The sequence below is a fragment of the Amycolatopsis orientalis genome (assembly GCF_000943515.2).
In the GTDB taxonomy this organism is placed as follows: domain Bacteria; phylum Actinomycetota; class Actinomycetes; order Mycobacteriales; family Pseudonocardiaceae; genus Amycolatopsis; species Amycolatopsis orientalis.
Genome location: NZ_CP016174.1, coordinates 3,815,908 through 3,840,137, shown reverse-complemented (window position 1 = coordinate 3,840,137; position 24,230 = coordinate 3,815,908). Strand labels below are relative to the sequence as shown.

General features: G+C 70.2%; 13 protein-coding genes. 4 read left to right on the top strand and 9 right to left on the bottom strand.

Features of this window, described 5'->3' with window-relative positions; genetic code table 11:
• Positions 1–9: 9 nt before the first annotated feature.
• From SD37_RS16980 to SD37_RS16970, 3 genes are all read right to left on the bottom strand, one after another.
• Positions 10–3,465: a non-ribosomal peptide synthetase gene (locus SD37_RS16980; protein ID WP_065912859.1), complete on the bottom strand. Its 3,456-nt coding sequence runs from the start codon at positions 3,463–3,465 to the stop codon at positions 10–12.
• On the bottom strand, positions 3,462–6,890 hold the full coding sequence (locus SD37_RS16975; RefSeq protein WP_065912858.1) for a beta-ketoacyl synthase N-terminal-like domain-containing protein: 3,429 nt from the start codon (positions 6,888–6,890) through the stop codon (positions 3,462–3,464). Before SD37_RS16975 ends, SD37_RS16980 begins: the two co-directional genes overlap by 4 nt.
• A gap of 494 nt (positions 6,891–7,384) precedes the next feature.
• Positions 7,385–8,794 (bottom strand): alpha/beta hydrolase family protein, encoded by a 1,410-nt coding sequence (locus SD37_RS16970; RefSeq protein ID WP_052674836.1) that lies wholly within the window; start codon positions 8,792–8,794, stop codon positions 7,385–7,387.
• 216 nt (positions 8,795–9,010) lie between these two features.
• Between SD37_RS16970 and SD37_RS16965 the strand changes: the two genes are divergently transcribed.
• Both SD37_RS16965 and SD37_RS16960 read left to right on the top strand, forming a co-directional pair.
• Positions 9,011–10,021, top strand: coding sequence for a hypothetical protein (locus SD37_RS16965; protein WP_145926643.1), 1,011 nt, complete (start codon positions 9,011–9,013; stop codon positions 10,019–10,021).
• Positions 10,022–10,144: 123 nt separating this feature from the next.
• Positions 10,145–11,704, top strand: coding sequence for an alpha/beta hydrolase (locus SD37_RS16960; protein WP_044850595.1), 1,560 nt, complete (start codon positions 10,145–10,147; stop codon positions 11,702–11,704).
• 178 nt (positions 11,705–11,882) lie between these two features.
• Here SD37_RS16960 and SD37_RS16955 read toward each other — a convergent pair whose 3' ends face one another.
• Entirely contained in the window at positions 11,883–14,168 is a 2,286-nt protein-coding gene (locus SD37_RS16955) for a cellulase family glycosylhydrolase (protein ID WP_044850596.1), read from the bottom strand.
• Between the two features lie 198 nt (positions 14,169–14,366).
• Positions 14,367–14,849, bottom strand: a complete 483-nt coding sequence (locus tag SD37_RS16950) for a hypothetical protein (RefSeq protein WP_044850597.1) — start codon at positions 14,847–14,849, stop codon at positions 14,367–14,369.
• A 250-nt stretch (positions 14,850–15,099) separates the two neighbouring features.
• Here SD37_RS16950 and SD37_RS16945 point away from each other — a divergent pair, with 250 nt between their 5' ends.
• Positions 15,100–15,330 (top strand): hypothetical protein, encoded by a 231-nt coding sequence (locus SD37_RS16945; RefSeq protein ID WP_044850598.1) that lies wholly within the window; start codon positions 15,100–15,102, stop codon positions 15,328–15,330.
• A gap of 81 nt (positions 15,331–15,411) precedes the next feature.
• The gene (locus SD37_RS16940) at positions 15,412–16,209 is read left to right on the top strand and encodes a class I SAM-dependent methyltransferase (RefSeq protein ID WP_044850599.1); all 798 of its coding nucleotides are present in this window, start codon (positions 15,412–15,414) and stop codon (positions 16,207–16,209) included.
• A gap of 6 nt (positions 16,210–16,215) precedes the next feature.
• Here SD37_RS16940 and SD37_RS16935 read toward each other — a convergent pair whose 3' ends face one another.
• From SD37_RS16935 to SD37_RS16920, 4 genes are all read right to left on the bottom strand, one after another.
• Complete coding sequence (locus SD37_RS16935; RefSeq protein ID WP_044850600.1) at positions 16,216–17,586, bottom strand: aspartate aminotransferase family protein; 1,371 nt, start codon at positions 17,584–17,586, stop codon at positions 16,216–16,218.
• Complete coding sequence (locus tag SD37_RS16930) at positions 17,583–21,647, bottom strand: Pls/PosA family non-ribosomal peptide synthetase (protein WP_044850601.1); 4,065 nt, start codon at positions 21,645–21,647, stop codon at positions 17,583–17,585. Before SD37_RS16930 ends, SD37_RS16935 begins: the two co-directional genes overlap by 4 nt.
• Positions 21,644–22,912, bottom strand: a complete 1,269-nt coding sequence (locus SD37_RS16925; protein WP_083254992.1) for an aspartate kinase — start codon at positions 22,910–22,912, stop codon at positions 21,644–21,646. Before SD37_RS16925 ends, SD37_RS16930 begins: the two co-directional genes overlap by 4 nt.
• A 516-nt stretch (positions 22,913–23,428) precedes the next feature.
• Positions 23,429–24,019 carry a DinB family protein gene (locus SD37_RS16920; RefSeq protein ID WP_044850736.1) on the bottom strand — a complete coding sequence of 197 codons (591 nt, stop codon included), beginning with the start codon at positions 24,017–24,019 and terminating at the stop codon, positions 23,429–23,431.
• Between the last annotated feature and the right edge of the window lie 211 nt (positions 24,020–24,230).

The window sequence follows — 24,230 nt, the reverse complement described above, 5'->3', positions numbered from 1 at the left end:
GTGGTGCTCCTATTCGGGACCGGCCGGGCCGGCGGTGCGACGGGGTCTTCTGGTCTGGATGCGGCCGCGGCGGGCGGCGACGCGCTCGGCGGCGCGGGCCAGCTCCGGGGCGGCGCCGCCGCCGAAGTGCAGGTGCGTGGCGAGGGCGCGGACGGTGGGGTGGCTGAACAGGTCGACCATCGGGATCCGGCGGCCGAGCCGGGCGGTGAGCTGGGCGTGCACCCGGGCCAGCGCGAGCGAATGCCCGCCCACGTCGAAGAAGTTGTCGCTGTGCCCGACTTCGGCGACGCCCAGGACGTCGCACCAGGCACGGGCGATCACGGCCTCGGTCGCGGCGAGCGCCACCGGGTCCGCCACCGTCGGCCTGGCCAGGGCGCGGGTCGTCGTCGCGTCCGGCGCGGCGGTGCGGACGCCCGCGCGCGGCAGCTCCGGCACGGTCGTCCCGACCGGCGCGTCCGGCGCCGCGGCCAGCGCGGCGAGCAGGGCGACGTAGTCCTCGGCGAGCCCGGCCATCCGGCCGTGGTCGAACAGGTCCGGGTTGTACAGCAGCTCGACGCCGTCGTCGTGGACGTACACCGTGAGGTCGAACGGTGACCCCGGCTTGTCGACCGGCAGCCACGCCGAGGCCACGCCGGGCAGGTCCAGCCGCGGCTCGCCGAAGTTCAGGACGTTGAACATCACCTGCACGAGCGGGGCGCGCGCGGGATCACGGGGCACGCCGAGCGCCTCGACGAGCCGCTCGACCGGCGCGGCCGGACGCGCGGTCGCGGCGAGGAGTTCCGCGCCGCCGCCGCGGACGTGCGTGGCGAAGTCCGCGGCGTCGTCGGCCCGCAGCCGCACCGGCACGATGTCCACGAAGAATCCCGCCACCTCCTGGAACTCGGCGAGCTGCCGGTCCGCGACGACCGTGGCGACCAGATGGTCGGTCGCGCCGGTGAGCCGCCGCAGCAGCTGGCCGAACGCGGCGAGCAGCACCCCGGCGCGGGTCGTGCCGGTGCGGGCGGCCAGCGCCCGGACCGATTCGTCGGCACCGTCCGGAAAGGACTGACGCAGGCTCGCGCCCCGATAGGTCTGCACGGCCGGGCGCGGCCGGTCCCGTGGGAGATCCACTGTGGACGGTGCACCGGACAGATGTCCGGTCCACCAGGCGACGTCCACGGCCTCCCGGCGTTCGTCGCGTCCGGCCCGCCACACCGCGTAGTCCGCATAGGACGCCACCGGTGGCGGCAGCGGCTCACCCCGGTAAGCCGCCGACAGGTCGGCGCACAGCAGCTCCTGCGACCAGCCGTCGAACACCGCGTGATGCAAGGTGAAGCCGAGCACGTGTTCCGCCTCGCCGAGCCGGTAGAGCCGCACGCGCCAGGGAGCTTCGCGGTCGAGACGCACGGGCGTCGCGGCGTCGGCGGCCAGCCGGGCCCGCAGGCCGTCCTCGGTCAGCGGCGCCACCGGCAGCGGAACCTCCGCCGCCGGCAGGCGATCCGCCAGCGGCGCGCCGTCGACGGCCCGGATCCGCCAGCGGAGTACGTCGTGCCGCTCGGCCACCGCGTACAAGGCGTGGCGCAGCGCGTCGACGTCCAGCGCGCCGGTCAGCCGGAACGCCATCGTGATGTTGTACGGCGCGGCGTCCGGGGCGAGCTGGTCGAGGAACCACAGCCGTCGTTGCTGGGGTGACAAGGCGGGCGCGTGCCCAGTGGTCAGCCCCGGCCCGGTCAGCGGCGACGCGGCCGCGACCCGCCGGGTGAGCCCGTCGAGCGTGCCACCGGCGAAGACGTCCTCCGTGGCGACGTCCGCGGCCAGCTCCGCCCGCAGTGCCGCGACCAGGCGCATCGCCGCGATCGAGTTCCCGCCCGAGGCCAGGAAATCCGTCCCCGCGCCGTCGCCGAGCACGCGCCGCCAGAGGGCCGCGACCGCGCGTTCGACCGGAGTGCCGAGCGGGCCGAGGTCCTCCCGTTGTCCCGCCAGCGCCGCTTCGGCCAGGTCACGCAGCGCGGGCCGGTCGATCTTGCCGGTGACGGGGTTGACCGGCAACCGGTCGAGCACCCGGACCGCGGCCGGGCGCATCGCCGCGGTGAGCCGGTCCCGGCCGAGTTCGTCCACATCGGACGGTGCGGACGCCGGTGCCAGGAAGGCCACCAGCCGGGTGCCGCCCGGTCCGGGGACGGCCGCCACGGCGGCGGCGTCGACGTCCGGGTGCGCCGTGAGCGCGGCCTCCACCTCGCCCAGCTCGATCCGCTGGCCGCGGACCTTCACCTGCCGGTCGGCGCGGCCGGCGAACTCGAGACGGCCGTCGGGCAGCTCGCGGGCCAGGTCTCCGGTGCGGTAGAGCCGTTCTCCCGGCGTGGTCGGGTCGTCGACGAACTTCGCGGCGGTCAGCTCCGGGCTGCCGAGGTAACCCCGCGCGAGGCCCGGCCCGCCGATGAGCAGTTCGCCGATCTCGCCGGGCGCGACCGGCCTCAGCTCGGTGTCCACGACGTACGCCCGGTGGTTCGGCGTCGGGCGGCCGAGCGGCAGCGGGTCGGCGGGGATGCCGGTGACCTCGTCGGTGACGACCACGACGGTGGTCTCTGTCGGACCGTAGGCGTTGAAGAACCGCCGTCCCGGCATCCAGCGCGCGGCGAGCTCCGCGGGCACCGGCTCACCACCGCAGGCGATGACGCGCCAGCCGGGAACGGCCTCGGGGTCCACCATGGACAGCAGCGTCGGCGTGACGAAGCCCCACTCGACGTCGTGCTCGACGAGGACCCGCCGCAGCCGTTCGGGATCGGCCCGGTCGGCGGCGCCGGCGAGCTGGACCGATCCGCCGTGCGCCAGCGGGACGAACACGTCCATGGTGAAGGCGTCGAACGCGAGCGAGGAGATGCCGAGCGCCCGGGCGCCGGGCCGGATCCCGAGGGCGGCGGCGAACCCGGTCACGAACGCGACCACGTTGCGGTGACTGGTCAGCACGCCCTTGGGCCGTCCGGTGGAGCCGGAGGTGTAGAGGATGTGGACGAGATCGTCGGGGCCGGCGGGGCATTCGACGGGCCCGTCCGCGGGCGGGGGCACGTCGAGGGCCTCGATGCCGTCCGTGGCACCGAATTCGGCCCGCGCGCGGTCACCGACGACGAGGGAGACCCCGGCGTCCGCGGCGATTTCGGCCAGCCGCGCCTTCGGGCCGCCGGGTTCGAGCGGCACGTAGGCGGCCCCGGACAGCAGCACGCCCACGACGGTCGGGATCAGCTCCGGACTCCGGTCGGCGCAGACGCCGACTCGGCTGCCGGGCCCGGCACCCCTGGCCCGCAGCAGCCGGGCGACGCCTGCCGCCGACGCGACCAGTTCGCGGTAGGTGAGCCGGGCGTCACCCTGCCGGACGGCGACGGCGGCCGGGGTGCGCGCGGCCTGGGCGAGGATCAGCTCGGTGAGGGTGGTGTCCGGATAGGACAGTGGCGGGCCGTGGCCACCCGCGACGGGCAAGGTGTCGGTCACCGAGGGGTCTCCTGGTCGGTTGCGTGGTGATGCGGTGGCTCGATCCAGTGCCGCTCCCGCTGGAACGGATAACCCGGCAAGGGGACGCGGCCGGGATCGCCGTCCGCTTCCGCTTCGAGCTCGCCGCCTGCGGCCCAGTGGGCAGCCAGGTCCCGTTCTTCCCCGGCCGGGCCTTCGACGTCGGTTCCGTTCGCCAGCAGCGCGTCGAGCGCGGCGACCGCCGACGCGGCCGAGTCCGCCACCACGGCGGCCCGGCACGCGAACGCCCGCCGGACCGAAAGCGTGTGCGCCACGTCGCCGAGGTCCGGCGGATCCGTGGCGAGCCGCTCGCGCAGCCGGGACACCGCCTCGCGTAACGCCTTCGCGTCACGTGCGGACACCGGCAGCACGAACGGACCGCTCGCCGTCCGCCGTGGCGGGAGGGCGGGGGCCTCCGCCACGATCATGTGCACGTTCGTGCCGCCCATGCCGAACGAGCTGACCCCGGCCACCCGCCGCTCGCGGGCGGGCCAGTCGCCGGCCTTCGCCGGGACGTACCAGGGGCCGCCCGCCAGGTCGACCTCCGGATGCGGGGCGGTGAAGTGCAGGCTGGGCGGGATGACGCCGTGCCGCACGGACAGCACGGCCTTGATCAGCCCGGCGACGCCCGCCGCCGCGTCGAGGTGCCCGATGTTCGTCTTCACCGAGCCCAGCGCACACGTTCCCGGAGGCGCGTCCCGGTAGACGCGGTTGAGCGCGGCCACCTCGATCGCGTCACCCAGCGGGGTGCCGCTGCCGTGGGCTTCGAGCAGCGCGACCTCGTCGGGGGCGATCTCCGCGACGGCCAGCGCCTCGGCCACCGCGGCCGCCTGCCCGGCCGGCCCCGGCACGGCGTAGCCCGCGCGGTCCGGGCCGTCGTTCGCGATCGCCCAGCCGGGCAGCACGGCGTAGATGTGGTCGCGGTCGGCGACCGCGTCCGCCAGCCGCCGCAGCACGACCACCCCGGCGCCCGAGCTGAATCCGGCGCCCGCCGCGTCGACGTCGAACGCACGGCACCGGCCGTCCGGTGAGACGAGCCCGCCACCGCGGTACCGCGGCCACGTCACATTCGCCCCGCCGGCCAGCGCGACGTCGCACCGGTAGTCCGCGAGGCTCTGCGCGGCCAGCGCCACCGCCGCGAGCGAGCTGGAGCACGCGCTCTGCACGGCCACCGCGGGCCCGGTCAGCCCGAGCCGGTAGGCGACCTGACCGGGCAGGTGGTCGGTGAGCTGGCGGCCGGTCAGCCGCCCCTCCCAGTCGTCCGGGTCGACGTCGCCGGTCACCGCCGGGTTGCCGAAGAGGTGAAACAGGAAATAGCGGTTCACCGAGGTGGAGGTGAACACCCCGACCGGCCCGGTCTCGGCGGCGGGGTCGCGTCCCGCGTCTTCGAGTGCCTGCCACGCCGTTTCGAGGAACAGCCGGTGCTGCGGATCGGTCCGCGCGGCCTCGTCGGCGGTGAACCCGAAGAACCCGGCGTCGAACTCCTCGACACCTTCGATCCGGCCACCCGCCCGCACGTACGCCGGGTCGGCACGCAGGCCCGGCCCGATGCCCAGCGCCGCCAGCTCGTCGTCGGTGTAGTCGTGGATCGAGTCGGTGCCCGCGCAGAGGTTCCACCAGAACGAGGCGGCGTCCGGCGCGCCGGGGAACCGGCAGGCCAGCCCGACGACGGCGATGAGATCCCCGGCCGGTTCCTCCGCGGTGGCGGGCGACGGGGTGTCCGAAGTGGACTCCGTGAACCAGGCGGCCTGCCCGGCGATCGTCGTGCGCTCGAACAGGGCGAGCAGCGGTACCTCCACCCCGAACTCGTCGGCCAGCAGCACCTGCCCCCGCCCGAGCCGCAGCGAATCGCCACCGGCGTCGAAGAACGCCTCGGTGCGCCCGACCCGGTCACGACCCAGCACGGCGCACCAGATCCGGTGCACGCGTTCCTCGGCCGGGGTCAGCCGCTCGGCCGGGACGGCCGCGGCCGCCCGGGGGTCCGGCAGCGCCAGTTCGTCGAGTTTCCCGGTGACGGTCAGCGGGAAACCGTCCAGGACGGCGACGGCCGCGGGTACCGAGTAGCCGGGCAGGACCTCCGCCAGCGCGGCCCGCAGCACCCGGCCGTCCGGACGCGGGCCGGACGCGGTCACGTAGGCGAGCAGGTCGCCGTCGCGCACGATCGCGCGGGCTTCGGCCACGCCGGGCTGTTCGGCGAGCCGGGTCTCGACCTCGGTCAGCTCCACCCGGAAGCCGCGGACCTTGACCTGCCGGTCGAGGCGACCGAGGCACACGAGGTCGCCGTCCGGAAGCATCAGGCCGAGGTCGCCGGTCCGGTAGCGACGGCCGCCGTCGGCCGTCACCCCGAACGCCGGGCTCGGCTGGTCGAGGTAGCCGTCGACGAGATGCCGTCCGCGCACTTCGAGTTCGCCGCTGTCCAGCACGGTGAGCGTGAACCCGGGCAGCGCGCGCCCGATCGGCAGCGGCCCGTCGGCGTCCGGGCCCAGCTCGGCGGCGGTCGTCCGGTACTGCGCGGCGAAAGTCACCTCGGTGGCGCCGTAACCGTTGACGAACACGCAGTCCGGCGCGAACCGGCCGCGGCGGACGTCGGCGTGGGTCGCCTGCTCGCCGCCGAGCAGCACGGTCCGCACGGACGGGAGGCCGATCTCGCCGAGGGCGTCGAGCAGGTGCCGGTAGACGGTGGGCGTCGAGTGGTAGACGGTCACCCCGTGCCGGTCCAGCTCGCGCGCGGCGTGGGCCAGGCCGTGCGCGCGCAGATCGACCGGCACGAGCGCGGCGCCGGTGAGCAGTGCCGGGTAAAGGTCCGGGATCGCCGCGTCGAAACCGAACGACGCGAGCAGGCTGAGCCGGTCGGCCGCGGTGATGCCGAGCGCGTCGATCTGGTTGTCGACGACGTGCAGGAGGTTGCGGTGGGTCTGCGCGACGGCCTTCGGCAGGCCGGTGGAGCCGGAGGTGAACAGCACGTACGCCGGGCTGTCCGGATCGGGTTCGGGCACCGGGAGCGGCGCGGTCTCCCTGCCCGAGCGCACCAGCCGTGCGGATCCGGTGCGGCACAAGGACTCCGCCAGCTCGACGTACTCCGGATCCGCGAGCACGGCGGTCACCCGCGCGGCCGCGACCTGGTACTCGAGACGCTGCCGGGGGAACGTCGGGTCCAGCGGGACGTAGGTGCAGCCCGCGGCGAGGGTGCCGAGGATCGCCGCGATCGCGGCGCTGCCGTGCCCGGTGACGAGCCCGACCCGCTCCCCCGGCCGGACACCGGCGTCGCGCAAGCGCAGCGCGCGGCCGCCCGCGAGCCCCGCGAGCCCGGCGTAGGTGAGCCCGGTGCCGTGTTCGAAGACCGCGATCCGGTCGGGCGACTGCCGGGCGTGCGTGTCGAATCGGCTGACGCAACCGGGTTGTGTCATCGGGCGTCGAGCAGTCGCTCCGAGGTTTTTCGGGCGCGCGAGAACAACGGCGTGGACTTCATCTTGCTCCCCAGTGAAGATTCAGGCGAAGAATCACGCAAGGTTAAGACGACCGGCCGCGCCGAGGAATACGAATTTCAAGGATTTAGTCCGAACGATCTACCTATATTGGACCATACGTCGCAGTTATCCCCCGTCATACGCCCGAATCCGCAGCACAGACAGGAGTTCGCGGCCCACCCTAAGCCACCGTCCACACTCGACTGATCACCTTCAGTAATGTGTCGGATATTAACGAACACCATGCCCCGGAATACGTTCACGAACAATCTTCGGCGAATTCGCCAAAATCGATTCAGAGCGGATTCCGGGCATAGGCATGTTCGAATCCCAGGCCGGGTAGCGCGGAAATATCGTCCTGACGGGAGCGGCCAGAGCGGCGCGTGGGCGCCTCCCCCGCCGGAGCGGGGAAGGCGCCCACCGGGCAGGGAGGATCAGAACGGCAGCGGTGCCCGGACGACCTCCAGCTCGGCCGGGTTGATCACCGGCCCCGTGCCGGCGGTTTCGAACCCGACGTCGGCCCAGCGGCGCACGATGTCGGTCGCCACGAGACGGTCACCGGCGGCGAGAAGAGAGATCTTCGCGCCGTGATGCGCACCGGGTGCGGTGTAGAGGTGCGAGTCGTACGGACTCGGCGTGAACCGCTCGGCGCTCCAGGGGTCGTTCTCCCCGTAGACGAACATGATCCGCTGCGCGGAGGTGCGCACCCACCGGTCCACGTCGAGCATCGGCTCCGGGTTGTGCGCCCGGTGCAGGTCCGGCGGCACGTTGGAGTACACCGACGACGAGTCCGGGTACTTCAGATAGGGCCGCACGTGCGCGAACTGCGGCTGGGGCCAGCCGAGTTCGGTCATCGCGTGGAAGTAGTACGGCGTCATCTGACCGAGGTCGTTGTCGCCGAACGAACCGAAGGAGACGGTCTTGTCGATGTACTCGAAGATCTCCTGGGTGGAGGCGGAGACCGGCGGCACCTTCGCGCACTCGCCCTGGCCGAGGAACTGCCAGAACGCCCAGCCGAGCATCATCACCGACTTCTCGAAAGCCTGGTCGAGGCTGCCGACGATCTTGTCGTAGGTCCAGCCGAACTTGGCCGCGTACTGCGTCAGCAGCGCGACCATCTCCGGCCGTCGCTTGAACGCCTCCACCTGGAGATCGGCGAGCGCGGTGCGGCAGGCCTCGGGGCCGACGGACGCGAAGAACCGGTCGTAGGCGCTGTCCTCGTCGTTGTCGCGGTCGTTCGGCGCCACGTACGCGACGACGCCGTCGACATCGCCCGGGTAGAACCGGCTGTGGTAGACCGAGGCCATCCCGCCCTTGCTGGCTCCGCTGGAGAGCCACTTCTTGGCGTAGAGCGGCTTCAGCGCATTCACCAGCCGGTGATGATCGGTCGCCGCCTGCCAGATGGTGAGCTGGTCCCAGTTCACCGGCTCCGGCCGGGACGGCGGGAAGAACCTCTGCTCGGTCGAGATCTGGTTGCCGCCGACGAGCTGGGTCGTCTCGGTGCGGAACGAGGTCGGATAGAGCCCGTACCCGGTGGTGTGCAGGATCATCGGACGGTCGACCGCCTTGTGCACCAGGCTGAACCGCTGCTGGAAGGTGGCACCGTCCGGCCGGCGGTGGTCGACGGGCTGCGTGTAGGCGAGCACGAAATAGCGATGCTCCGGGGCCGGTGGCGTGCCCTCCGAAAGCACCGTCAGACCCGGGATCCGCTTGAGCTGGTCGAGGATGTCGTCCTGTGGCGCGGCATCCGCCGCACCCACCGGACCGAGCAGTCCCGCGACCATCGCGACCGCGGCGCCGACGGCCGCGGTTCTCCATGACTTGGTGAAGAAAATCGGACTCATTTCTCGGACATGTCGTCCCCCCAGTCGGTGACGACGACGAGAGTTTGGCCGAAATCGCCACATTCGTCCCCCGAACGGGTGAGGCCGCAGTGTGGTGGCCGTCACATCGACCGGTCGTCCGGGATCTGTGTCAGCTGACGCAGACGCCGCACCCGCGGATCTGCGAACGTCCCATTCCAGCTGGAAGGACCAGCTGACTCAGAGCAGGGGGACGACATGACGCCCGCACCGAAATCTCGCAGAACGGCCGTGCTCACCGGGATGCTCGCGCTCGGCGCGCTGCTCGCCGCGCCCGCCGAAGCGGCGACGGCCCAGGAAGTGGCGTGCACCTGGCAGGCCAAGACCTTGCCGGTCCCGGCGGGGACGGTTTCCGCCTCGGTCGAGGGCACCGACGGACGGGGCGAGTTCTCCGGGCAGGTCTCGGACGGCTCGGTGTCGCGGATCATCCGGTGGAAGCACGGCGGGTTCACGCTGCGGGACATCCCGGCCGGCTACGAGCGAGCGTCCGTGAACGACCAGAACCGAGGGGGCGACATCGTCGGCTACGCCTCGACGCCCGGCTCGACCGACTACACGTCGTTCGTCCTTTCCGGGAGCACCTACCGGTTCCTGCCGACGCTGGAGGGACACCGCTACCCGCGCGCTTCGGCGATCAACTCCCGCGGCGACGTGGTCGGCGTCGTCGCCCATCTCGACCCGTACTACGAGGTCCCGGTGCTGTGGCCGGCGGGCGGGAATCCCATCGCGATCACCAACACGCAGAATCTCTCGAACCCGATCGACATCGATGACGACGGCACGGTCCTCTTCGGGGACGGTTCGGGCGGGCCGTACACGTGGAAGGACGGTGTCCTCACCTCCTACGCACTTCCGGCGGGTTATGACGACTCCTCGCCGGTCGCCATCAGCGCGGGCAAGGTGATCGCCTCCCTGTCGGCGGGCGGCCGTTACACGGGCGACGGTTTCGTCTGGGACGACCCGCGGTCGCCGCGTCGCCTCGAACGCAACACCGGTGTCTTCGCCATCAACCGGTCGGGAGTGGTCGGCGGCCAGATCGACACCCAGCAGATCGGCCCGCCCGCGGTATGGGACGCCGCCGGGCGGCCGACGCGGCTTCCGCTGCCGGACGGCGCCTCGGGCGGCCGCGTTTCGGTCGTGGGTGACGACGGACGGATCGGCGGCACCGCCGGATGGTCCACGCCGGTCGCCTGGCGCTGCGTGAGCTGAGGGCCGTCCCCTCGCATTCCGACGGCGGAATGCGAGGGGCACCGGCACGATCTTGGCGAACACGCGGACGAGTGGCCGGCGTTGCCGCTACATTCCCCCGGTCCGATCGAACTGGGGGTTCGAATGAGGAGATTCCTCACCATCGGCCTGACCGCGCTGCTCACCATGGGCACCGCGGCGGCCGTCAGCACACCGGCGTATGCCGCTTCGCAGCTCGACTTCGGGGCCTGTCCGGCGGATGTCGCCCAGGCGTACCCGGCGCTGAAATGCGCGACGGTCAACGTCCCGCTCGACTATTCGCGGCCGTTCGGCGCGCGGATCGACGTGCTCGTCTCGAAACACGCCGGCACCGACCCGGCGAAACGGCGTGGCGTGCTGTTCGTCAATCCCGGCGGCCCGGGGATTTCGGCGGCGATGCTCCCGGGCAAGCTGTCCCTTCCGAACGCGACCGGGTACACCCGGCTGCCCAAGGAAGTGCTCGAGGCCTACGACATCGTCGGCCTCGATTCCCGCGGCACCGGCCACAGCCAGCCGCTCAGCTGTGTCGGCGAGGACTACTGGCGCGGGCTCCAGCCCGACCCGGACCGGCCCGAAGAACGGGACAAGAGCTGGGAGACCTGGAAGGCCTTCGCCCGCTCATGCGCGGAGAAGAACGGCGAAAAGCTGAAGTACACCGGCAGCCGCAACGTCATCCAGGACATGGACCGCGTGCGCACGCTGCTCGGCGAGGAGAAGATCAGCTACCTGGGATATTCCTACGGCACCTACCTCGGCAGCGCGTATGCCGAGCGGTATCCGGACCGGGTGGACCGGATGATCCTCGACAGTTCGATGAATCCGGTGGAACCGCAGATGTGGTACCACAACTCGACCGGTCAGGTCACCGCGGGCGTCGCCCGTGAACGGGCCTACCTGAGCTGGATCGCCAAGTACGACAACGTGTTCCACCTCGGCAAGAGCTACGACGAGGTGAACGCGGCCTGGCAGAAACTGCTCGGCGACTTCCGGAAGTCGCCGCACGGGCCGTCGAAGAACGTCGGCGCGGTGGAACTGATGGACGTCTACATCGCCAACCTCTCCCACGAGCTTTACTGGGAACCCCTCGCGAAGGCGATGGCCGACTACGTCCTGCGCGGTGACGATCGTGCCGTACTGGACTGGGCGACTCCCTCGGGTGGCGCGGCAGGCGAGAGCTACATCGCCGGGATGATCTCGATCGCCTGTGTCGACTCCGAGGCGCCGACGGACCGGGCGAAGATCGAACACGACTTCGGCGAGCTGGCCAAGACCAGCGATTTCGCCTGGTACAACGTGTCGATCCCGTCCGCCTGCGCCAACTGGCCGGTGCGTGACCAGCGAATCGTGCCGTCGGGCAGGAACCTGCCGCCGACTCTGCTGTTCGGTGTCGAAGGCGACTCCGCGACGCCCTACGCGAACACGGTCGCGATGCACAAGCAGCTGCCCGGTTCGGTGCTGGTGACCGAACGCGGTTCCGGTACCCACTGCGTGTTCGGCAGCCACCCGGCGATGGCCAATCCGGAGGCCCAGCGGATCGGCAAGGAATACCTCGTCGACGGCCTGCTGCCGCACGGTGACCTCGACATCGCGCCGCATCCGCTGCCGGTGCCGACGGCGGGAACCGCGGCGGCCGCACGTCCGGCCGTCGTTTCGCAGCACTCGTGAACTCGCTGACCCGCCCTGTGCCCACCGGGGCGGGTCAGCGTCGCGAAAGTCCCGGAGACGGGAGGGTGTGTGGAAATAGAGACGTTCACTGTCCCTATTTCCACACACCTCTCACCCTGAGTGACAACTCGCGCTCTCGGTGACCTGAGCGAGCGACCTTGATCGCGGTAGTTCCCGATCAGCCGACCGCGCAGGTGCTCCCGTTGAGGGTGAACGAAGCCGGTGCCGGATTGGACCCGTTGTACGTGCCGTTGAAGCCGATGCTGGTCGAAGCGTTCGACGCCAGCGTGCCGTTCCAGGACAGATTGGTGGCGGTGACCGCGCCGCTGTCGGACTGGACGAAGGTGGCGCCCCAGCCGGGCAGGGTGACCCGTTGGCCTCTGGTGTAGGTGAAGGCCAGAGTCCAGCCGTTGACCGGGCTCGTTCCCGTGTTGGTGATGGTCACGCTCGCCGTGAACCCGCCGCCTCCGCCCCAGATGGGCGCGGAGTAGGTGACCTTGCACGGCCCGGTGCCGCCTCCCGCGCCGGTCGTCGCCGTCACGACGCCGGAGTGGGCCGAGACGTTCCCGGCGGCGTCTCTGGCGCGCACCTGGTACCGGTAGGTGGTCGACGCGGTCAACCCGGTGTCGGTGTACGTGGTCGTCCCGGTCGAGCCGACCAGGCCGAACGTGCCCCCGCTCGCGCCCGGTGCGCGGAAGACGTCGTATCCCGTGACGCCGACGTTGTCGGTCGACGCGGTCCACGTCAGCGTGGCACTGGTGGCCGTCACCGCCGAGACGGCCGGAGTGTCCGGTGTGGACGGTGGCTGGGTGTCCGTGCCGCTCCCGCCGTAGATGGTGGCTTCCTTCGAGGTCTGCCGGACACCGTTGGGGCCGTTGAGGAACCGCTCGCCCCACGGGGTGAGCCTGGCCGGGTCGAAGGAATCGACCAGGTCGAGGTAGCCGACCTCGCTGCTGTTGCCGCTCCAGGACCAGCCGAGGTAGCCGAGTCCGCGAGCCTGCGCTTGCGCCATGATGGTGTTCTCGTCCGGGTCGCCGTCGGAGTGGTTGTGCCCGAACTCGCCGACGACCAGCGACAGGTTCGCGGCCTGGAACGCGTCGAAGTACGCGGTGATCTCCGCCGCCGTGTCGTAGACGCCGTACATGTGCACGGAGAACACGGTGTTGCGCTGCGGATCGGCGTTGAGCACCGCGGCCGCGTTGTCCCGCATGATGTTCTGCCAGTCCTGTCCCCACATCGGCGCGTCGGCCATCAGCAGATGCCGCAGTCCCGCCTCGCGCAACCGGGTGATCGCCTTGCTCGTCGCGCTCGTCCAGGTCGCGCTCACCTGCTGGTCGTTACCGAAAGGCTCATTGCCCAGGTTGATCACGACGTGGTTCTCCTGGCCCTTCAGTTCGTCGGCGACGCTCAGCCAATAGCTTGCCGCTTGGTCCAGGGTCGCGGCACCACTCTGATCGCCGTACCCGGTGGTGTCGTGTACTTCCAGTACGCAGATCTGCCGCGACTGCTTGCACAGGGAGATGACGTTCCTGACGTTGGCGGACGACGACGGGCCCCACCGCTGCCCGCTCCCGAGGACCACCCGGACCGTGTTGGCACCGAAGGATTTCATGTTCGCGAAGGAGCCGGTCTGGTTCGGATACCAGACATGCGCGTGGTTCACCCCGCGCATCACGAACGCCGCGCCGTTCGCCTCGACGACCCGCGTGCCCTCGACGTGCAGACCCACCGCGGCCGGGCTGTCCGGGCGCAGGGCCGCGACAACGGCGGGATACCAACGGCTTTCCATCTTCTGGATGCCGGTGGAGCTGTTCGGGTGCACGCCGTCGGTGGTGTCGGCCGCGGTGTCGAAGCCGGTCCACTGATCGACCACCGTGATCGGTGAAGCCGCCGTGGAACGCGCCCGCGCCCATCCGGGAATGGCGTCGTTCAGCTCGACCACGCGCTGCCCGCAGGCCGAGCAGGTGGCCGGGTTCATCGGGATGATCCGGGCCACGATCAGCTTCATGGCCGGGTTGCTCGCGCGCATCTGGTCCAGCATCGTGGTGTAGGCGTTCAGGATCGCTTGCGCCGGGACAGCGCTCCACACGTCGTTGGTGCCCAGGTGCATCAGGACGATGTCCGGGCGCGCCGCCGACAACCACCCCGGCAGCCGGTTGTCCCGCACGATGCCGGTCGCCAGGATCCCCCCGTGGCCTTCGTTCTCACCGTCGTGGGCGAAACCACAGCCCTGTGCCGGCAGGGAACCGACGAAGTCGACGTCGGTATGGCCGCTGTCCTGCAGGTGTTTCCACAGCAACGCCCGCCAGCACCCGGGTGAACCGGTGATGGAATCGCCCAGCGCCATGATCCGGGCCGGGGCCGCGGCATCAGCCGGGGAGGCATCGGCCGGGGCGGAAGCCACGGCCATACCGGCGGCCAGCAGCAGACCGGCCATCACCGCCCGGAAAAGTCGCCAGGTCATCCGGCCTCCTGAGAAACGGCATATGCTGGGAGCGCTCCCACTGCCAGATGGTATTCACTCGGTCACCCGGAGGCATACCGCCAACCGGCTCAGCGCCTTGGTCCACTGTGGACAGTGCGGGGACGGCCCGCCGCCGCAGCGACAGACCGTCCCCGGCTCGTTCATCGCCCCGTTGAGCGAAGGGCGCTTCCGCCTGACTCAGCGCAGGTAGTGGACCTCACCGCGCAGCGCCGGCGCGTCAGGGCTGCCGCAGCGCTGTTCGAACGTGGCGTCGAGGGCGGTAAGTCCTTCGGCGCCGCGTTCGATGCGGCTGATCGTGAACGTCGAATAGTCGTCCGTACAGCCCAGACCGGTGGCGATCGCGAGGATGCGGGCTCCCTCCGCGTGATCGTACGAGCCGACCTGGAGCGCGCCGGACGGGGCGCTGAAGTCGAGCCTGAAGTAGTAGCGACCGCCATCGGCGTCGGCGTCCACCCGCAGGACATCGCCGACCTCGCGGATCATCACCTCGTGCTCGGGCGAGTCGGCCCAGTACCCGCTCTTCCCGTCGACCGGGAAAGCACCCTGTTCGGCCGTGAAGTCGATGCTCGCGATCGGCTCCTCGGCCACCGCGACGGGCGCGAACACGCCGATCAGGCCCGCGGCGACGGCGAGTGTGGCGAAAGCATGACGAAGCTTCATGATTCTCCTCGGTGCACGCCGCCCCCAGTGAGCGGACACCACCGATGTTGCCAGCGGCTGCGGTCGCTCCACACGAGTAGAACTACTCTGCCTGGTCGTGAGTGGTAATGACGGTTAGAACCGTCATTACCACTCACGACCGACTGCCTGGCAGCAGGCGATGGGCTACATCAGCCAGTCCGGACCCGCGCCGGGACGCGCCACCTCCGACTCAACGCTCGATAAGATCGAGAGGAGACGGAGGTGCGAAATGACGGATGAACAGCTGCTCATCGAATTCGCGCTGACCAGGATGGATCATCCCGACCTCGATCTCGAGGAGGTGGCCACGCTGACCGTCCGCCGCCTCGGCGAAGACCGGATGCTGGACTTCGCCGGGCACACCCTCGCCAGCCGCGGCGAACTCCGCGGGGCCGTGTTCCCGGCGGCGGTCGAACACGTGCTCCGGGTCGTCCTGACCCTGCGCGGCCCGGACGACTAGGCCTGTCCACGAGACCTGTCCGGGTGTCCGCCGACGGCGAAAGCGCGGGCGGAGGACCGGTCCGCCGGTCATGATCACGGCATGACGACCCTGAAGTTCAGCGGCGAGGTCGCCGGGTTCTACCGGCGCTACCGCCGCGGCTACCCGGAGGCCGTCCTCGACGCGCTGGTCGCCGAATTCGGGCTCACCGCCGAAGACACGGCGCTGGACCTCGGCTGCGGCACCGGTCAGCTGACCCTGCCGCTCGCCGCCAGGACACGGGCGGTGGTCGGCATGGACCCGGAGCCCGACATGCTGGCGGAGGCCAGGAAGGCGGCCGCCGGGGTCACGAACGTGTGCTGGCTGGTCGGCGCGGACAGTGACGTCTCCGCGCTGGAACTGGTGCTGGGCGGGGAGAAGCTCGGCGCGGTGACCATCGGGCAGGCGCTGCACTGGATGGACCACGAGACCCTGTTCCCCGCGCTGCATTCCCTGCTGCGGCCGGGTGGCGGCGTCGCGGTGGTCACCAACGGCGCCCCGATGTGGCTGCACGACACCCCCTGGTCGAACGCGCTGCGCGAGTACCTGTCCGGCTGGCTGGGGAAGCCGCTTGTCCGCACCTGCGGTGCCGAGCAGGAGGAACAGGACCGCTACCGCGCGAGTCTGGCCGCGGCCGGGTTCACCACCGGTGAAACGGACGTCGACTACGAGGACGAGATCGATCTCGAACACCTCGTCGGCGCGGTGTACTCCGCTATGCCGGAGGATCTGCTGCCGAAACCGGACGAGCGCGCGGGGTTCGAGGAACGGCTCAGCGTGGCCGTGTCACCGTTCGCCCCGTTCGTCGAGCCGGTGCGGGTGCGCGTGGTGAGCGGCCGGAAGGACGCGACGTCGGTCTGAGCACGACTACCGTGGCGGATCACAGCGCTCGATCGCGCCGAACAGGATCTCGCAGGCGATCTCGACCTCCTCGGCGGTCACGGTGAGCGGGGGCATCAGCCGGATCACGCTGTCGTCGCGGCCGCCGAGTTCGACGATCAGTCCTTGCCGCAACGCGTCCGCCTGCACGGCGCGGGCGTAGCCGCCCGCCGGACGGCCATCGCGCGGATCGCTCAGCTCGATCCCCCACATCAGGCCGAGACCGCGCACCTCACGGACCCAGACGTGATCGCGCAAGGTGGCGAGCCGTTGTTCGAGCTGCCGCCCACGCTGCCGGACATTGCCCAGTACGTCGTCGCGCCGCACGACGCGGACGGCCGCCGCGCCCGCGGCGAACGCGGCCTGGTTGCCCCGGAACGTGCCGGTGTGCGCACCGGGCGCCCAGCCGTCCAGGCGCCGGTCGTAGAAGATCACCGCCACCGGAAGTCCCAGTCCGCTCAGTGCCTTCGAGGCGATGATCACGTCCGGTTCGATGTCGTACCGCTCGAACGCGAACCAGGTCCCGGTGCGGCCGCAGCCGGTCTGTACCTCGTCGACGACGAGCGGGATGTCCAGTTCCGCGGTCAGCGCGCGGACACGCCGTACGAAGTCCCGGGTCGCCGGGATGATCCCGCCTTCGCCCTGCACCAGCTCCAGGATCACCGCGGCGGGAAGGGGGATGCCGCCGTTCGGATCCCGCAGCGAACGCTCCAGCAGGCCCACGCAGTTGGTCTCGCAGGTGTCCGGCGAGAGGCCCACCGGACACCGGGCGCAGTAGGAGTACGGGAAGAAGTGCACCCCGGGCACTCCGTTGGCGATCGGCCGTTTCTGCGCGACGAGCCCGGTCAACGCCATCGCGGCGTGGCTGGAGCCGTGGAATCCGCCCTGGAAGGACACCAGGTCACCACGGCCGGTCGCGGTCTTGCAGAGTTTGATCGCGGCGTCCACGGCGTTGGCCCCGCCGGGGCCGCAGAAGTGCATCCGCATCCGCGAGCGCAGATCCGGCGGCAGCATGGACAGCTGAGCGTCGACGAACTCGCGTTTCGCCGGGGTCGGGAAGTCCAGTCCGTGGGTGAGCACGTGCAGTTGCTCGGTGGCCGCGTGCACCAGTTCGGGATGATTGTGGCCGAGGGAGAGCACTCCCGCGCCCGCCAGGAAGTCGAGGAAGACGTTCCCGTCCATGTCCCACAGATAACTTCCCTGCCCGCCCGCGATCGCGATGGGCAGGTGGCGCGGATACGCTCGTGCGCTGGATTCCCACTGTCGCTGGTGTTCGAGGTACTCGGCCGAGCGCGGGCCGGGCAGTGCGCCCTCGACGCGAGGCGCCGGTGCCGGCCTCGCCGTGGGGGTGTGCGTCATGGCAGCCTCCTTGTCGTGGTGATCTCTCGCGCCGTACCGAACTCGACCGCCGGATTGGCGTGCCAGCGCGTTCCGGCAGGCACCGCGGTGCCCTTCATCAGGAACGCGTCCGCCTCGGCGATCGACGCCTCCGCCATCGTCACTCCATAGTGGACGAAGGAGCCGGTGCCGAGCGTGCATCCGGCGCCGATGGTGATGTGGTCGGATTTGAAGGTGCCGTCCTCGAGTGAATGTCCTTGCACAACGGTGTGCTGGTTGAGCACGCAGTCGTCGCCGATGCTCACCAGGGACCGTTCCGGGATCGCGCATCCGTCGTCGAAGACGCGCCGGCCGATCCGGACGCCGAGACAGCGCAGCAGGAAGGGCTTGAACGGCGTCCCGTCGAACAACGAGAGATAGCGGGCGGGGCTGAGCTTCCAGAACCGTTCGTGCCGCCAGAACACCGGATCGTAGATCGAGCAGAACCGGGGCCGCAGCGCCCGGAAACCCTGCACGGCGAGTTCCGCCAGCATGAGGTACGCGACCGAGAACACCAGCGTCGCCACGATGCCGCCGCCGACAGCGAGCCAGCCGGACCGTTCGTGCAGGGCACCGGCCGCCGTGCCGATCAGCAGGACGCCGAGCAAATGCAGCCAGTGCACCAGCAGGTAGAGGAGGATCGTGACGGTGTTGTGGCGGTTCTTCGCCCGCAGGCCCCGGCGCAGGCCGTCCCCGGTCCCGAGGTGCTCGAACCCGGTGTCCCGGCGGACGGTTCTGGGGATTTCGAACGCGGGTGACCCGAGCAGCCCGACGTTCTCCCGGACCGGCCCGTCCAGCGGGACGAGGACCTTGGTGGCCAGCAGGCAGTTCCGGCCGATCCGCGCGCCCGGCGGATAGGCGATCTCGTTGCCCAGGAACGCCTGCGGCGGCACGGAGGCCCGGCGCAGCCGGAACGACGAGGCGGAGAAGTCCGCGTTGAGCAGCGAGAGACCGTCCGAGACCATCGTCCCGGTGCCGACCGTGCTGAGGAACGGTGTCTCGTGCTTGACCTCGACCCCGAAGTTGGAGCCCGTCTGCTGGACCTTCGACAGGTCGTAGCCCAGCGCACGCAGGTAGTGGACGATGTAGCTGCTGTCACCGAACAGGTAGGTGAAAGCCCGCAGATTGGTCAGCCGGGCGACCAGCCGCTGGAGTGCGAAATGCCTGCCGTAGAGCGGGTACACCTGCTCCGGCCGGAGGAACAGCCCGAGCAGGCGGGGAATCGTGAGGACGACCGCCAGCCCGGCGAGCAAGGCGCCGAAGTACAGCAGCGCCGAATCGGCGATCCGGCCGCGGTAGAACTCCCAGCTCGTGAAGTCCGCCGATGTCGTGAACCAGCGATCGACGAACATGCCCGTCCCGCCCATCGTCACGGGCAGCGTCACCAGCAGCAGGAGCAGCAGACTGGACAAGCAGTAGACGAACGGCCTGAGCCCGCCCCACGCGCCCGTGGCCAGCGCCCGGTAGTCCACAGTGGACGGGCGGGCGGGCGATCCGTGCCAGCGTTCACCGCCGGGGACCGTCTGCCCGGTGTGCAGGGACGACGAATGGCCGAGCTGCGCGTCGTCGCCTAGTGCCGTGCCGATGTCGAGCACGGTCATTTCACCGACGAAGGCGTTGTCGCCGAGGGTGACCCGGCCGGTCTGGATCCGGCCGGCCCTGGCGCGGTAGCACGAGAAGTAGGCGTCCTTCCGGATGACCGCCCCCACACCGACGCGGAGCAGATCCGTGCAGATCGGCGGATTCCGGGACAGGATCACCGCGCCTTCGCCGATGTGCGCACCGAGCGCCCGCAGGTACCACGAGTAGAGCGGCGTGCCGACGAACAGCATCAACGGACTGAACCGGACCAGCGTCTTGACCGTCCAGAACCGCAGGTAGCCGAAACTCCACAGCGGGATCTCCCCCGGTTTCCACCGGCCGACGATCACCCACTTCGCCAGGATCGGCACCACGGAGAGAACGACGAAGACGACGAGCCCGAGTCCCACAGCGCGTGCGTAGCTCTCGGCAAAGCTTGTCGCGGCGTCGATCCAGGCGAATCCCGTGTCGAGCATCCAGCCGGAACCGGCCGCGTAGGCGAGGAAGGCCAGGAGCTGGAACACTCCACAGAGGACATTCGCCGCGGTGGACGCCCGGTGCGACTTCTCGGCACGAGCGGCCGTGGCCGGACCCGCGGCGGGAATCGACTCCGCGAGATCGCGGACGGTGGGGTGGAGGTAGACGTCCCTCGCCGAGAGCGGCCCGACGTCCCCACGCTCGCGGACCAGGGCGCAGAACTTGGCCAGCAGCAGGGAATCGGCGCCGTAGTCGTCGAAGAAATGCGCCGTCGCGGAGATCCGCTCGATCCCGAGGACCCGGCTCAACGCCTCCGCCAGATTGAGCTCGGTCTCGGTGGCAGGCGCCACGTACTCGACATCGTTACCCGCTCTTCGGGGGCCGCTGGGCGCCGGCAGATGCTGGCGATCGGCTTTGCCGGCCGGGGTCAGCGGGACGCGGTCGAGCCGTTCGAGATAGGCGGGCACCATGTAGCCCGGCAGCAGTTCCGCCAGGCGGCGACGCAGGTCTGCGGGGTCGATGTCCGCCTTGTCGCGTCGCAGGCTGTAGTAGGCGACGAGTTCGGTCGTGCCGGGTTCCGGCTGGTGGGTCTCGACCACCGCCTGGGCGATTCCCGGTATCCGCAGCAGAACCGATTCGATCTCGGTGAGTTCGACCCGGTAGCCGCGGATCTTCACCTGGGTATCGGCGCGGCCGTGGTACTCGATCTCCCCGTCCGGGGTGATCCGGCCCAGGTCGCCGGTGCGGTAGATGCGGCGGGACGGGTTGTTCCCGATGCCGAGGAAGTCCGGGATGAACGCGCGCTCGGTCAGGTCGGGCCGGTTCAGGTAACCCCCGGCGAGCCCGATCCCGGCGATGCCGATCTCCCCCAGTTCGCCGGCGGCCAGCGCCCTGGGCTCGTCCGGATCGAGGATGACGACCGAATAGGTGGGCAGGGGCACCCCGATGGTCACCGGCCGGTCCGGGCGCAGCACCGACCACGTCGCGGTGACCGTGGCCTCCGTCGGGCCGTAGACGTTCAGGAACCGCCTGTCCGCGCGATGCCAACGGCGCACGAGGTCTTCGGGGCACGCTTCACCGGACACCAGGAGGAAGCGCAGCAGGGGCAGATCTTCGTCGAGGCTGGCCAGCAAGGTCGGGACACAGCACAACGCGGTGACCCGGTGGTCCCGCAGGAATTCGAGCAGATCGTGGCCGACGAGGGCGGCGCCGCCGGGTTTCGGCACGAGCGTCGCGCCGCTCAGCAGCGGTACCCAGATCTCCTCGACCGAGAAGTCGAACGCGATCGTCATGCCCTGGTAGACCCGGTCGGTGCCCTGGATGCCGTAGACGTCGGCGGCGACCCGGACGAAGTTGCAGATCGAGGCGTGGTCGATCGTCACGCCTTTCGGGCGGCCTGTCGAGCCGGAGGTGTAGACGACGTAACAGAGTTCGTCCGCCGGTGTGCCCTTCTCGTCCGCGCTGAGCCGTCCGCCCGGCAGCGCGGCGATCCGGTCGGAGTCCTCGTCGAGGCAGATCACGCCGACGCCGTCCGGCTCGAACCGGTGTCGCAGGGCGGAACTCGACACCACCAGGTGGACACCGGCGTCCTGGACGATCCAGGCGAGCCGGTCGTCCGGAAACGCCGCGTCCAGCGGCACATACGCCGCGTTGACCTTGAGCACGGCCAGCATCGCGACGTAGGAATGGACCGGTTCGTCGAACAACAGCCCGATCCGGTCGCCGGGCCGCACCCCGTGCGCCCGCAGATACCTGGCGAGCCGATTGGCGCGCTCGTCCAACCCGTCGAAGGTGAGCCTCGTGCCCCCGGCGTCCACCGCGAGACGAGCACCGAGACCGTCGGCACGCAGCCGGTCGCAGAGCCGCTCGTACAACTGCTCCAGCCGATCGCCGACGCTCCAGCGAATCCGCTGTTCGTGGCCGTCACAGGTCAGGACCAGGCCATCGGTGGTGAACTGACCCGACGGCTGCCCGTACGGGCTCATCGCGTGTCCTCGGCCAAGCCGAACGCGTCGTGCAGGGCGCGGACGGTCGTGTCGACGGCGTCGGCGGGGATCACGGCGGTGAGGCGCGTCTGCGAGGTCGTCATCGACGGCACCGTGACCCGGTGGCCGGCGAGGATCCGCAGCAGCTCGGGCAGGAATCCCGGCGGATCGAGCAACGCGGTGCCGACCACGGAAACGGAGCCGAGCTCCTCCAGAACCGTGGAGCGGGCCTCCAACTCCATCGCGAGTTCGCCGATCGGCGGGCCGAGCGGTTCCGAACCGCGGACGGTGAACCGGAGCTCACCGGGGTCGGGCCAGCTCAGGTTCTCCGGTCTCACCCCGCTTCCCGCCAGCGTCGCGAGCACACGGGCGTACTGGTCCGGGCCGGAGGGCGAGACCTGGACCCGGACCAGTCGCACGTCGCGTTCGTGCGCGATGCCGATGACGCGGGGAGTTCCTTCCAGCGACGCTTCTCCCGCCGCGACGACGGTCGAGGGACCGGGTTCCGAGGAATGCGCGACCCGCACCGCCACCCCATGACGGCGCGCCAGCTCGACGGAGCGGGGATGCAGTACGCGGGCACCGAGCCCGGCGAGTTCGACCATGGTGTCGTAGGAGATCGTCCGGACCGGCCGGGTGTCCGGGACGATCCTGGGGTCGGCCGTGCGCACTCCGTGGACGTCGGTGCGGATCTCGCAGTCGGCGCCGCCGAGCGCGGCCGCGAGCGCCACCGCGGTGGTGTCGGAACCGCCCCTGCCCAGCGTCAGCAGTTCGCCGTCGGCGTCCCGCCCCTGGAACCCGGCGACCACCACGACCTGCGCGGAACCCAGCCGGGCGACGACCTTGCCTGGATCGACCCGCACGATGGCCGCCGCTCCCGGTTCGCCGCTCACCTCGATCCCCGCCTGGTCGCCGGACAGCGAAACGGCCTCGATCCCGCGCTCGGTCAGCGCCATGGCGAGCACCGCCGCGGAGACCTGTTCCCCGGTGGCCATCAGCTGGTCGAGCTCCCGGGGAGCGGGTGGTTCGGCGAACTCCCCGGCCAAGGCGATCAGCCGGTCGGTGGTGTCCCCCATCGCCGACACGACCAGGACCATCCGCGTTCCCGCCGCGGCGATCCCGGCCACCTCGTCGGCGACGTCGTTCACCATTCCCGGCGTGGCCAGCGACGAGCCACCGTATTTTCGTATGACCAGTCCCTCGCTTCGCGCCTTCGGTAAAGGCCGGTGCAGGCTGACATCGAGACTCGGGGAAGAATTCACCATTTTCCTTAGCAGATCGACACGCCTGCCGTTTTCGCATTCGGACAATCAGCCCGCCGCAAATCACCGCGATCGCGGCCGGACATACGACGGGGCGCGGAACTGCTTGCCGGGCAAGGCGTCCTGATGAGGCGACAGGTCTGAAAAGTAGTGCGGGCGACTTTCCACTGGTACCTCCATAAGTACGAAAGACCCGTCGTCCGTTTCTCGCAGGTCATAACCCGGCGACAGTGGGCGATGTTATAGCTGCAAACAGCCGAGTTCGATGGAAGTAGGTCAGAAGAATGACGTATTCACAGTGATTTCGAAATTCGGGGAAACGAGCGCGTGACAAAACGGAACTGATTACCGGACACGCCGGAGGTTACGAGATCCTTTTACCTGCCTGGAAACCGTCAAAATTACCATGGCGCACCGAAGGCCGAAACCCGGCATTTCTTCCTGGAGTGCGTAAAGAGGACACGGTACGGCGCGGCCGGCTGTCCATTATGGACGCCGGCCGCGGCTGTCGTGCGACGGTCAGACCGTGGCCGCACCGGCGGCTTTGGCCGCCCGCTCGATTTCCACCCTCCGCCGCTCCCAGAAGGCCGCGTCCTCCCCCCGCCGGGCCATGCCCGCCTCGTCCATCTCGACCCGGCCGTCCAAGTGTTCGCGCAGGATGTCGGCGTGCCCGGCGTGCCGGTTGGTCTCGGTGAGAATATGGACCATGACGTTGAACAGCTTCACGTCAGGACGTGGCCACCAGGGGACGTGACCGGGCGTGTCGATGGCGAGAGCGGCGATGGTCGCGTCGGAGTGCTCGCAAACGCGCCGGTAGCGGCTCACGATCTCCTCGCGCGTCTCGTGTTCGGTCGCCCACAGGTCGGTACCGCGCTGTTCGGGATCGTCCCATCGGGGAGCGGGCTCGGGGAACGGCCGGCCGAAGACCTCGCCGAAGTACCGGGACTCCCACAGTGACAGGTGCTTGACCAGACCGAGAAGGTTGGTCCCGGTCGAGGTCAAGGGACGACGGATGTCGTACTCGGACAGCCCGTCGAGTTTCCGGATCATCGCCTCACGGATCTCCCGGAGGTCGCCGTGCAGGTACTCCTTCGCGAAATCATCGATCATGCTCACGAGCATGCACCAATTCTCCGGCGAGCGGCGACCTCCGCGGACCGGATCAGGGCATCTGTTCCGCACGGCCGTCCGCGCCGAGCCCCGGTGGTATGTCATGAGGGGTCCCCATAGGACGAAATTCGTCCCATGGGGACCCCTCATGACATCGGCGGGCGACCGTCCATAGGGGACAGTGAGCTGCCTCGATCGACGGACACACCTG

Coding starts and splice junctions, on each gene's coding strand:
- SD37_RS16940 (WP_044850599.1), top strand. CDS start 15,412: ATGACGACCCTGAAGTTCAGCGGCGAGGTCGCCGGGTTCTACCGGCGC.
- SD37_RS16920 (WP_044850736.1), bottom strand. CDS start 24,019: ATGATCGATGATTTCGCGAAGGAGTACCTGCACGGCGACCTCCGGGAG.
- SD37_RS16955 (WP_044850596.1), bottom strand. CDS start 14,168: ATGACCTGGCGACTTTTCCGGGCGGTGATGGCCGGTCTGCTGCTGGCC.
- SD37_RS16970 (WP_052674836.1), bottom strand. CDS start 8,794: ATGAGTCCGATTTTCTTCACCAAGTCATGGAGAACCGCGGCCGTCGGC.
- SD37_RS16945 (WP_044850598.1), top strand. CDS start 15,100: ATGACGGATGAACAGCTGCTCATCGAATTCGCGCTGACCAGGATGGAT.
- SD37_RS16975 (WP_065912858.1), bottom strand. CDS start 6,890: ATGACACAACCCGGTTGCGTCAGCCGATTCGACACGCACGCCCGGCAG.
- SD37_RS16960 (WP_044850595.1), top strand. CDS start 10,145: ATGAGGAGATTCCTCACCATCGGCCTGACCGCGCTGCTCACCATGGGC.
- SD37_RS16965 (WP_145926643.1), top strand. CDS start 9,011: ATGACGCCCGCACCGAAATCTCGCAGAACGGCCGTGCTCACCGGGATG.
- SD37_RS16935 (WP_044850600.1), bottom strand. CDS start 17,586: ATGACGCACACCCCCACGGCGAGGCCGGCACCGGCGCCTCGCGTCGAG.
- SD37_RS16925 (WP_083254992.1), bottom strand. CDS start 22,912: ATGGTGAATTCTTCCCCGAGTCTCGATGTCAGCCTGCACCGGCCTTTA.
- SD37_RS16930 (WP_044850601.1), bottom strand. CDS start 21,647: ATGAGCCCGTACGGGCAGCCGTCGGGTCAGTTCACCACCGATGGCCTG.
- SD37_RS16950 (WP_044850597.1), bottom strand. CDS start 14,849: ATGAAGCTTCGTCATGCTTTCGCCACACTCGCCGTCGCCGCGGGCCTG.